This is a genomic window from Flavobacteriales bacterium, assembly GCA_021296215.1.
GTDB lineage: Bacteria > Bacteroidota > Bacteroidia > Flavobacteriales > ECT2AJA-044 > ECT2AJA-044.
In genome coordinates, this window is sequence record JAGWBA010000084.1 from 1 (window position 1) to 9,562 (window position 9,562).

Annotated in this window: 10 protein-coding genes; 1 reads left to right on the plus strand and 9 read right to left on the minus strand. The window is 51.6% G+C overall.

What is annotated here, in order from left to right; translation table 11 throughout:
- Positions 1-107 precede the first annotated feature (107 nt).
- From hutH to J4F31_11085, 6 genes are read right to left on the minus strand one after another with little or no spacing between them, the layout of a single operon-like run.
- Entirely contained in the window at positions 108-1,607 is a 1,500-nt protein-coding gene (gene hutH / locus J4F31_11060) for a histidine ammonia-lyase (protein ID MCE2497096.1), read from the minus strand.
- Between the two features lie 24 nt (positions 1,608-1,631).
- Positions 1,632-2,309 (minus strand): lysoplasmalogenase, encoded by a 678-nt coding sequence (locus tag J4F31_11065; GenBank protein MCE2497097.1) that lies wholly within the window; start codon positions 2,307-2,309, stop codon positions 1,632-1,634.
- 33 nt (positions 2,310-2,342) lie between these two features.
- On the minus strand, positions 2,343-2,588 hold the full coding sequence (locus J4F31_11070) for a hypothetical protein (protein MCE2497098.1): 246 nt from the start codon (positions 2,586-2,588) through the stop codon (positions 2,343-2,345).
- Positions 2,589-2,591: 3 nt separating this feature from the next.
- A complete protein-coding gene (locus J4F31_11075) occupies positions 2,592-3,248 on the minus strand; it encodes a sterol desaturase family protein (GenBank protein ID MCE2497099.1) in 657 nt (218 codons plus the stop codon).
- A 15-nt stretch (positions 3,249-3,263) separates the two neighbouring features.
- Positions 3,264-3,533 carry a hypothetical protein gene (locus J4F31_11080; protein MCE2497100.1) on the minus strand — a complete coding sequence of 90 codons (270 nt, stop codon included), beginning with the start codon at positions 3,531-3,533 and terminating at the stop codon, positions 3,264-3,266.
- A gap of 6 nt (positions 3,534-3,539) precedes the next feature.
- Positions 3,540-4,307 (minus strand): DUF4625 domain-containing protein, encoded by a 768-nt coding sequence (locus tag J4F31_11085; GenBank protein ID MCE2497101.1) that lies wholly within the window; start codon positions 4,305-4,307, stop codon positions 3,540-3,542.
- A 110-nt stretch (positions 4,308-4,417) separates the two neighbouring features.
- Here J4F31_11085 and J4F31_11090 point away from each other — a divergent pair, with 110 nt between their 5' ends.
- Positions 4,418-4,846 (plus strand): transcriptional repressor, encoded by a 429-nt coding sequence (locus tag J4F31_11090; protein MCE2497102.1) that lies wholly within the window; start codon positions 4,418-4,420, stop codon positions 4,844-4,846.
- Here J4F31_11090 and J4F31_11095 read toward each other — a convergent pair.
- The 3 genes from J4F31_11095 to J4F31_11105 are packed head-to-tail and all read right to left on the minus strand — an operon-like array spanning position 4,840 to position 9,373.
- Entirely contained in the window at positions 4,840-5,604 is a 765-nt protein-coding gene (locus J4F31_11095) for a DUF4625 domain-containing protein (protein ID MCE2497103.1), read from the minus strand. The two genes, J4F31_11090 and J4F31_11095, sit on opposite strands and share 7 nt — an antisense overlap.
- A gap of 44 nt (positions 5,605-5,648) precedes the next feature.
- On the minus strand, positions 5,649-7,994 hold the full coding sequence (locus tag J4F31_11100) for a TonB-dependent receptor (protein MCE2497104.1): 2,346 nt from the start codon (positions 7,992-7,994) through the stop codon (positions 5,649-5,651).
- A complete protein-coding gene (locus tag J4F31_11105; protein ID MCE2497105.1) occupies positions 7,991-9,373 on the minus strand; it encodes a histidine--tRNA ligase in 1,383 nt (460 codons plus the stop codon). The genes J4F31_11100 and J4F31_11105 overlap by 4 nt, the downstream gene beginning before the upstream one ends.
- Between the last annotated feature and the right edge of the window lie 189 nt (positions 9,374-9,562).

The window sequence follows — 9,562 nt, forward strand, 5'->3', positions numbered from 1 at the left end:
CTTGTAAGCCGGCTTTCGATATTTCTTGCTTTTTCATATCACTAAGTTAAGTGACACACTTTTCTGAACAGACTCGTTCGAAATTTTGGTATCAACCATCCAACCAATCAGAACAACACCACCACATCAATAGCGGTCGATCCCATGAACTCCAGGGTCTTTTGAATATCGGCACCTAAAAAACGATCGTCCTCAACGAAGGGAACGGTTGCGCGATACTCAGCTACTAGGGATTCGAGCAGCGGGCTGGTCTTGGCCGGACGACGAAATTCGAGTGCCTGAGCGGCATTCAGCCATTCGATGGCCAAAATGCGTTCCAAATTCTCGATCACTTTGATCAACTTCGTTGCGCCATTGGCTCCCATGCTCACATGATCTTCTTGTCCGTTGCTCGAAACGATGGAGTCAATAGAAGCCGGAGTGCATAGTTGTTTGTTTTGGCTAACAATGCTGGCGGCAGTGTACTGAGGAATCATAAAGCCGCTGTTGAGCCCGGGATGGGCTACCAGGAATTCGGGTAATCCACGCAGGCCACTAACGAGCTGATAAGTCCGGCGTTCGGAGATGCTACCAAGCTCTGCCATGGCAATGGCCAGGAAATCGAGCACCAAGGCAATGGGCTGACCGTGGAAGTTACCGGCCGATATGATTTCATCTTCCTCGATAAATATGGTCGGATTATCGGTCACCGAGTTGATTTCGGTCATTATCGTGCGCGTGGCGTAGCTCAAAGTATCGCGTGATGCACCGTGTACTTGTGGAATACATCGAAACGAATAAGGGTCTTGAACGTGCGCTTTGTCACGAGAAATGAGTTCACTTTCATCGAGCATTTCACGAATGCGCTCCGCGGTTTGGATTTGGCCGCGATGAGGGCGAACCAAGTGGATGAGTTCGTTAAAAGGCTCTATGCGTCCGTCAAAGGCGTCAATACTCAGGGCCCCACACAAGTCGGCCCAATAACTGAGTCGATGAGCGGCAAAAAGAGCGTAAATGCCATGGGCACTCATGAATTGAGTACCGTTCAAGAGGGCCAATCCCTCTTTTGATCGCAGTGCAATGGGCGACCATCCGAGTTCGTTCAAAGCGCGTTCACTTGAAACGCGATCCCCGTTGAAGTAGACTTCTCCTTCGCCGAGCAACGGAAGTGAAAGGTGAGCCAGGGGAGCAAGGTCACCGCTGGCCCCAAGTGAACCTAGTTCGTAAACGACGGGAATCACCTCTTCGTTGTACATGTCGACCAATCGTTTTACGGTAGACAATTGAACACCGCTGTGGCCCGAACTCAACGCGTGAATCTTGAGCAAGAGCATCAAACGTACGATCTCCGGATCAACGAGGTCTCCGGTGCCACAAGCGTGTGACATGACCAGATTAGCCTGTAGCTGCTCAATTTTATCACGCGAAATCGAAACTTTACAAAGGCTTCCAAACCCGGTATTGATGCCGTAGATAGGGGAGTCGGTCACTTCGATCTTGCGGTCGAGGTATTCCCGGCACTGAGTAATTTTATCCTTTGACTCCTGTGAGAGGACAATGGGTTGGTGCTCGCTCCATACCTCGTAGAGTGTAGTGAGGTCGAGTGCTTGTGTAGTGATTTCAAACATAGGTTTCGATTCTGCCCGGCAAAGTTAATGCTTCAGGTAGAACTTACTCCCGTGCACGATTCCGAATTGAGCCACACCATAAGTAAGTATCACTCCTAATCCGGCCGCAGGCAACTCCGAAACGAATCTATCGTAGGCGAGAAGGCTGTCTGAGGCGATGAAGAAAACAGCTCCAATGGCGATCCAGGTGTACGCTATACGCGGCTTCACCGTTCGCCAGATCGCCGTTACTCCCATGGCCGTGATCATGATGCCATAGAAAATGATGGGCGCTCGGAGGGCACCCGCATCTGGCCGCGAGGCCAAAACAGGCAGAATAAGGCGGAGGAGGAATCCCAAATAACCGAGAAAAGGCAAGGCGATGAGGGCGCGTTGGTACATTTTGAGGGTTGGGCTCCCTTGTCGTGAAAAGATCACGGTATAGCTTAGCCGGGCAAGGAAAAAGCAGCCGAGGCCCATGAGAAAGAAATCGTTCCCCAACATCAAGGTGACATCGCCCAGCCAGCTGAAGAACAATGCGGCTTGTAAGGCTCGGAAAACCCGGGTATTTTCATCAGCATGTTCACGAAGGTAGTTCCAAAGGATGGGGATGAGCAGCGGCTTGAAAATGTAATTCAGCCAAGGGAGATCCGCTTCGACACCGACGATTACGAGGGTAAGGGCGATGAAATAGAGGACCCGGTGGGTTAGGTTACGATTCATGGGATTCGGCACGGAGTTTCGGTCTAAGCGAATTTAGCCAAAAGACCGAAATAAGCGCCAGGGTGATTCCGATCGCCCAAATCGAACCATGCCGAAGAGCCAAAGGACCATGATCGGCAGTGAGATTTGTCGTACGACTTCGTGGGTCATGAACGTTCGGCGACCTTCGAAGGCCAGCCCGATGGAGTAGATCGCGTAGATTACGTACGCCGCCAGGACGGTATATTGTGCAAAGAGCTGCCCGCTATCCGTATCGAACATGGCCGCGCTGGTGAACATGAATTAGCTAGTGAGTGCAATGACCACAATGAACTGCAACAAGAGGTAAGGGCCTAAACCCTTTACGGTCGGAATATCGAATTTTCGGTACGTCTTTTCGTCGATCTCGGGCGGGGGGTGGAATCCACCCAAGTATTCGGGACGCCATCCCGGTGGCTTTATGAATACTTTGATCTTGTCGGTGAAGCCGCGCAATTCTTTCGCTAGGGCAATGAGTTCATCCCAGTAATGGAAGTTCGCCCAAACGGGGTTCCAACTGGCGAGAGGCTTGGTAATGCCATAGGTGGGTTCTTCTTCCTCGGCCTTGAAAGTACCGAACATACGGTCCCAAATAATGAGGGTGCCGGCGTCATTCTTATCGATGTACTTTGGGTTGCTGCCGTGGTGAACGCGGTGGTGGCTAGGCGTATTGAGGATCCACTCGAGTGGACCCATTTTGTCGATCGTTCGCGTATGAATCCAAAACTGGTACAACGTATTGAAGGCTCCGACCGTTACGATCATGATCGGGCTAAAACCGGCAATCGCCAAAGAAATGTAAAAGAACCGGCTGAAAAGTCCTTGGAACCAACTTTGGCGTAGGGCTACACTTAAATTGTACTCCTCGCTTTGATGATGTACGATGTGCGTGGCCCAAATAAAGTTGATCTCGTGACTCAGTCGATGAAACCAGTATTAGAAGAAATCTACCCCGAGAAAAAGTAGAAACCAGTTGAGGGGAGTTTCCGGAATGGTGGCTATGCGAAAATAGGTGAACAGATACGTGTAGGCGATAAAGATGAGCACCTTGAAATAAGCACCAAGTATCTGAGATCCAATGCCACATGAGAGGTTGGTCACGGCATCGTTGAACCGATACAAATATCGTTGCCTGCGCCACGAAATAAAAAGCTCAAAGAAAATGAGCGCAAAGAATATCGGAACTGAAAGTGCGATGAAATCCACGGTCGCTTACTTGTATTGAATGTTACCCTTTACTTGACTTATGTTCTCGTCATCGTCAAGGGCCGTGATCGACAAGGTTAAAGTTTTAGTGGAGGGGCCAAAGGTCGCTTCGTCAAAGGTGATCACCGGAGCTGTATTGAGGTTGTAGCTCGTTATGCCTTGTCCGGCGAGCTCTTCATCAAAGTTCATATATACCGTCCCTTCCTCATCGAACAGCTCTACCCGAATTTCGTGAATTTCGCTGTTATCCGTAACGGTTCCGTATAGTGCGAGCACATCGCCCGGATCGTATTGTGGCGAAGATTGAAGGTCGGGAGATTGCAGCTCTATATGGGCCATAACCGGATTCGCAATCCAAAAATTCGTCTCTCGGAATTGACCTGTGTTTCCCGCGCGATCGACCACTTGTACCACCACGTGGTAAGGTCCGGCCGTAGCATTCTGTGGCACGGTGAACGACTCAATGAGCAAATATCCGGGACCGTCAACGGGCACAATTCGAGTTTCTTTCCAGGGAATTCCAGCGGGACGCTCGTGATCGTGCTCGTCGAAACGATCGTGAATGTCGAACTTCACCTGATTCAACTTGCGGTCATCTGCAACGGTCGTCTCCACTTCAAAACTCTCGCCAGCCGAGACTTGAGTCTTGTTCATTGAGAGTGATTCGATGATGGGCACCGTGGTATCATCGTCGCGCCCATTACAACTGCTAAGCATCGTTTCTGCGGCAATAGCAACAACCAGTGGTATTCGTATGGAAGGTTTGATACTCAAGATTATTTAAGCTCAGAGACCCATATTTACTCATGGGGTTATGGACAAATTTAGTAATCGGAATCCAAATGCGAGTTTATCTCTGGTGATCGATTTCTTACTTTCGCAATATGGGTGAGATCGAACAAATACTGAAAAACCACAAACTGAGAATCACGGCCATTCGAAAGCGGACCCTCGAGATCTTGCGAAAAAGCGAAGCTGCCTTAGCTCAATCGGAACTGGAAGGCCGGCTCAGTGAGTTCGACAGGGTGACCATTTACCGCACCTTGACCTCCTTCGAAGAAAGCGGACTAGTCCACCGCATCGTGAATGAAAGCGGGGTAGGTAACTACGCCCTCTGTGTCGATGCCTGCGATTCCGATCACCATCACGACCATCACCTTCACTTAGAGTGTGATAATTGCGGAAAGGTATATTGCCTCGATGAGGTGGTGATCCCGGAAATAAAAATACCCGCGCACTATAAAGCACACGGGTTAAAGATTACCACTCATGGTTTATGTTCGTCCTGCCAAGAACGGGCAACAAATCAGTGAACTTGAAAATGCATTTCGGTGTGGGCGATGTTTTCGTCGATATCGATGCCTGAGACCTCGATCGTGAAGTCCATTTGCGATTCGCCTTCAAGCCAAGCTGCGTCGATGGTGATCGGTGAAAGCATCGACAGGTCGAACATCGTATTTCCCGAAAGCTCCACCTCTTCTTCATAGATCGGATCGTCGTGACCCGCTGCGTGGTCGTGTTCGCCTTCCGGGCCACCTTCGTAAATACGAACGATCAACTTTTCCAAACCGGTGTCGTCCATAGCTGTTCCGATGAACGAAATGACATCGCCAACTTCAAAGTCTGTACCGCCTACGGGAGAAGTAACACTGAACTGAGGAGCATCAGCACGGGTCACCCAAAAATCAACTTCCATGAAATCCGCGTTGTTCCCCTCGGCATCGGTACACTGTACCAGCGCGTGGTAAGGTCCGGCCGTGGCATTCGTATCAACGATAAACACTTCCTCGATCTCCGTATCCTTACCATCAAGGCTCACCACTCGTGTTTCGCTCCACCTGGCAGCTACTTTTCCATGGTCGTGCCCATCAAAAAGATCGTGGATATCGATCTTGGCTTGTCCTAGCTCAACGTCGTCGGTAAAATGAGCTTCAATGACCAATTCGCCTCCGGCCGCTACTTCCGCTGTAGCATGCGCGTCTGCAATGATCGGCGCGGTGGTGTCGTTGTCTTTGCACGATACTAGCGCCACAACGAAAAAGGCGGAGAGTAAGAGAGTAGATTTCTTCATTTCATCTATTTAAATGCAACATCGTTGCAAATATAGAAATTTAATCAAAACTTCACGTATCCCTGCACCACGAAATTGGCTCCGGGCTCCGGAATATTGAGGTAGCGATAGCGGCTAAGATGATTTAAATACTTGGAATTCAGAGCATTGCGAAGCTCGAGGCGCATTCCCCAAGTAGTACTATCTTTTTTCCATTCATTGCCTACGGCAAGATGCAGGAGTCCGTACCCCGGTGTCGTTCGTTCATTGCGGTCGACTTGATTCTGCGCGGCGGTGTAGCGATAGCGCACCTGCGTGCTCCAGTCCTCGGAACCCAAGAAGTGGATGTGCCACTCACTTTTCCAGCGTACCAAAGTGCTAAAAGGAGGCATAAAGGGTAGGGGCAGCTTTTCGTCGATATTAAAGCCAAAGACGTATTCGACCCCCAGGTCTACACTTTGTGTGGCACTCAACAGCCAGGTGGCTGCGAGTTCCGCACCGGTGTGAATGGCTTCGGCTTGCTCGTACCGGAACAGTTGTCCGGCCTCGGGCAATGTCGAGAATTCGGCGGTGGGCCTCAGGAAAAGGAAATTCGTGAAGTAGTTGATGTACGGACTCAATTGCAAACTCCAGCGCCTATCGGTCCAAGTGACCTCGGTATTGAACTGATAACCGATCTCTGCGTCGTTTTCGGGGTTTCCGACCTCGTACCGAAACGTACCGTGGTGTACTCCATTGACCGACAGTTCAGCGATGTTGGGCAAGCGGTACGAGCGCGCGATATTGACCTTTGTGGTGAGGCGGTCGTTCCAGTGACACATCCAGCCGAAGGCTGCGCTCACATTCGGAAAGGTACGGGTGGTGTCGATGGCCCTGAGGTTCGAGTCGACCACCGCGATGTCGTCGCCAAGGTAGTCGTAAATGGGCTGGTAGTGGCCTTCGATATCGTAGTGCCCAACGTCGATGCGTACCCCGGCATTGAACTCGTGCCGCGCCGTGCTCCACTCATCTATGAAGTAGGCACCTGCGAGTGCGCGCTGGTAATCCGGGATCAGGAATTCAAAGCCTTGCCGTTGGTTTTGTTGTGCTTCGGCCTGAACGCCCCATTGACGTTTGTGATTCCCTCGATATTGAAATGCTCGGGCATTCAGTGTGGCAGTGGTAAGGTCGAGCCCCAATGCCAGAGTGTTCGAGGTGTCGGGGGAAATTCCATGGAGGTGCGGGAAACTGAGCTCTTGGCGCCGATTTTGCTGGAGTCCGAGGTCCGTGATCCACTGCCACGACTCGCCGTGGTAGTGATGGTGGAAACTCACGCGACCGTGCGAAATATCTTGATAGGGGAGGTCGATATTGCGTCGTTCGCCGTCGTCTTGGAGTTTATAAGATCGAGGTATCCCGATCGCTCCCGGGAATATGCCAACGGCCTGATCGAACCAGCTGACCCGCGCCGAAAAGTCGTGGTCTCCGCTTGAGTAACCTCCGTCGAGCTGGGCGCTCCATTGCGCTCCGGCCGTATTCTTGAGTTGTTCGTTCTCGATCTCGAGGAGGTAGGAGTTGTAAACGAAAGATTCGGTCGGAACCCGATAATCGCCGAATTGCTGCCCCGAAAGGCGTCCTTTTGCCCACGCGTTTTCGCTGCGCCACGTCGATTGTGCCGTGGCTCCGACGCTTTGATTCACGCTCTGATAAAGGGTCGTGGCCTCACCGCTCCATTTTTGATCCGCAAGGGTGGCCGGGCGTAAATTCACTACTCCGCCCGTGGCATCCGAACCATAGGCCAGGGCCTGAGCGCCCTTTACCACTTCAACTTGTTCTACGCTAAAAGGATCCACCTCGAGCCCGTGGTCCATACCCCATTGTTGCCCCTCTTGCTTGATGCCGTTTACGTTCACCTGAACGCGTGAGCCCAGGAGACCGCGAATGACCGGTTTGCCGATTCCCACCCCCGTGTTCATGGACTGTACACCGGGTAAGTCGAGTAGGGTGGTCGAAAGCGAATTCGTCCATTGCTCGCGCAAATCGTCGCGATCGGCGAGGAGCACGGTAGAGCTGCTGCTCGTGGTCGGACTCTTTCGCTCGATGGAGACGGTAACTTCGTCGATGAAGTAGTTCTGAGGAATCATTTCGACCACCAGCGCATCGGAACCCGGCTCAACATCGCTGTGGTAATGTACATAGCCCATAGCCTGCACGTGTAGGTGTCCAACTGCATGACCCTCCTCAACGGTCAGGCTAAAATATCCGGCACTATCGGTCGTGGTTCGCTCGTGATCGTGGCCGAACTGAATGAGTGCAAATGGAACCCCTCGGCGGGTTTGCTTATCGATGGCCCGACCCTCGACGGTGACTTGAGCCACTGCCGGAATACTCATGCCGATGAGTGCGATCCAAATGCCGATAAGTCGTTTCAAATCATTTTTTCCTGAATGCGCGCGATCGCTTCGGCAGGAGTAGCTTCTGATTGCTCCCCGGTACGCATGTCCTTAAGGGCCATGCGTCCACGTTCGATCTCGCGGCTACCCAAGACCGCCACAAAGGGAATTCCTTTACGGTCGGCGTAGCTCATTTGCTTTTTCATTTTGGCCGACTCCGGATACACTTCACAGCGTATGCCCTGTGCGCGCATTTCCTGAGCCCACCGAAGACACTGAACAACTTCGTCGTCACCAAAGTTCACGAAAAGTAGGTCCGTGTTGTGCGCCACGGTATCCGGAAAACGATCGAGCTCTTCCAGAACGAGGTATATTCGATCAAGTCCGAAACTGATCCCAACCCCGGGCATCTCCTTACCGCCAAAAACGCTGGTGAGGTCATCGTATCGCCCGCCACCGCCTATGGAGCCGAGCTCCACTTCTTTTGAAACCACTTCGAAGATCGGCCCCGTATAATAGTTGAGTCCCCGAGCCAACGTCACATCCCACCGCAAGGTGGCGCGCCGCAAACCGAGGTTGACCGCAGTGTCGAACAAGAAACGCATTTCTTTCAGGGCCTCGCGGCCCGACGAGTATGTTCCGAGCATGGTTTCGAGTATGTCGAACTGGGCGGCGAACTCTCGGGGCATATCGAACAAGGGTGCGAGTCGTTGGATGGCCTCCTCAGAAATGCCGCGTTCGCGCCATTCGTTTTCGACCCCATCGCGACCGATCTTGTCGAGTTTGTCGAGCGCTACGGTTAAGTCGACCACCTTATCGGGCGATTCGATCAGCTCGGAAAGGGCCGTGAGCAACCCGCGGTGATTAATGCGAATCTCGACCTCGAGCCCAAAGCGGTCAAAGACCTCGTCGTAAATATGAATGAAATCGAGCTCCTGAAGCAGGCTCTTGGAACCCACTACATCGGCGTCACACTGATAAAATTCCTGGTAACGACCCTTTTGAGGTCGGTCGGCTCGCCAAACGGGCTGAATCTGATAGCGCTTAAAGGGCAAGGAGAATTCACTTTGGTGCATGACCACGTACCGCGCAAAGGGAACGGTAAGGTCGTACCGAAGGCCTCTTTTCGAAATTTCTTCAGTAACTTTATGTAAGTCGGTGTCGGTCACCGATTCATCGGAATCCCTGAACCTGCTGAGGTAATCACCGTTGTTCAGGATCTTGAAGATGAGCCGGTCGCCCTCATCGCCGTACTTACCCAATAGGGTAGTGAGATTTTCGAAACTAGGAGTTTCGATGGGCTGAAAACCATACGATTCAAAAACAGAGCGAATATGCTCCATGATGAAATGACGGCGTTGAATCTCAACGGGTCCAAAATCTCGAGTACCTTTGGGTATGAAAGGCTTTGCGGGCATGAAATGAATTTTGGCAAATATCGGAATTCCATAGAGCTTTACGTTGCAGAAATCCAGTGAGAAAAAATGCAAATGTGAGAATAAGTCTTAAAAATAGAGATTTATCCGTTGTTAGCCGCAAACCCTGAACGCCAGGCTTATCCCGATAGCTCTCGCTGCTCCTCTACCCTTGTGATGCTACTTGGGTGC

Coding starts and splice junctions, on each gene's coding strand:
- hutH (MCE2497096.1), bottom strand. CDS start 1,607: ATGTTTGAAATCACTACACAAGCACTCGACCTCACTACACTCTACGAG.
- J4F31_11065 (MCE2497097.1), bottom strand. CDS start 2,309: ATGAATCGTAACCTAACCCACCGGGTCCTCTATTTCATCGCCCTTACC.
- J4F31_11070 (MCE2497098.1), bottom strand. CDS start 2,588: ATGTTCACCAGCGCGGCCATGTTCGATACGGATAGCGGGCAGCTCTTT.
- J4F31_11090 (MCE2497102.1), top strand. CDS start 4,418: ATGGGTGAGATCGAACAAATACTGAAAAACCACAAACTGAGAATCACG.
- J4F31_11095 (MCE2497103.1), bottom strand. CDS start 5,604: ATGAAGAAATCTACTCTCTTACTCTCCGCCTTTTTCGTTGTGGCGCTA.
- J4F31_11105 (MCE2497105.1), bottom strand. CDS start 9,373: ATGCCCGCAAAGCCTTTCATACCCAAAGGTACTCGAGATTTTGGACCC.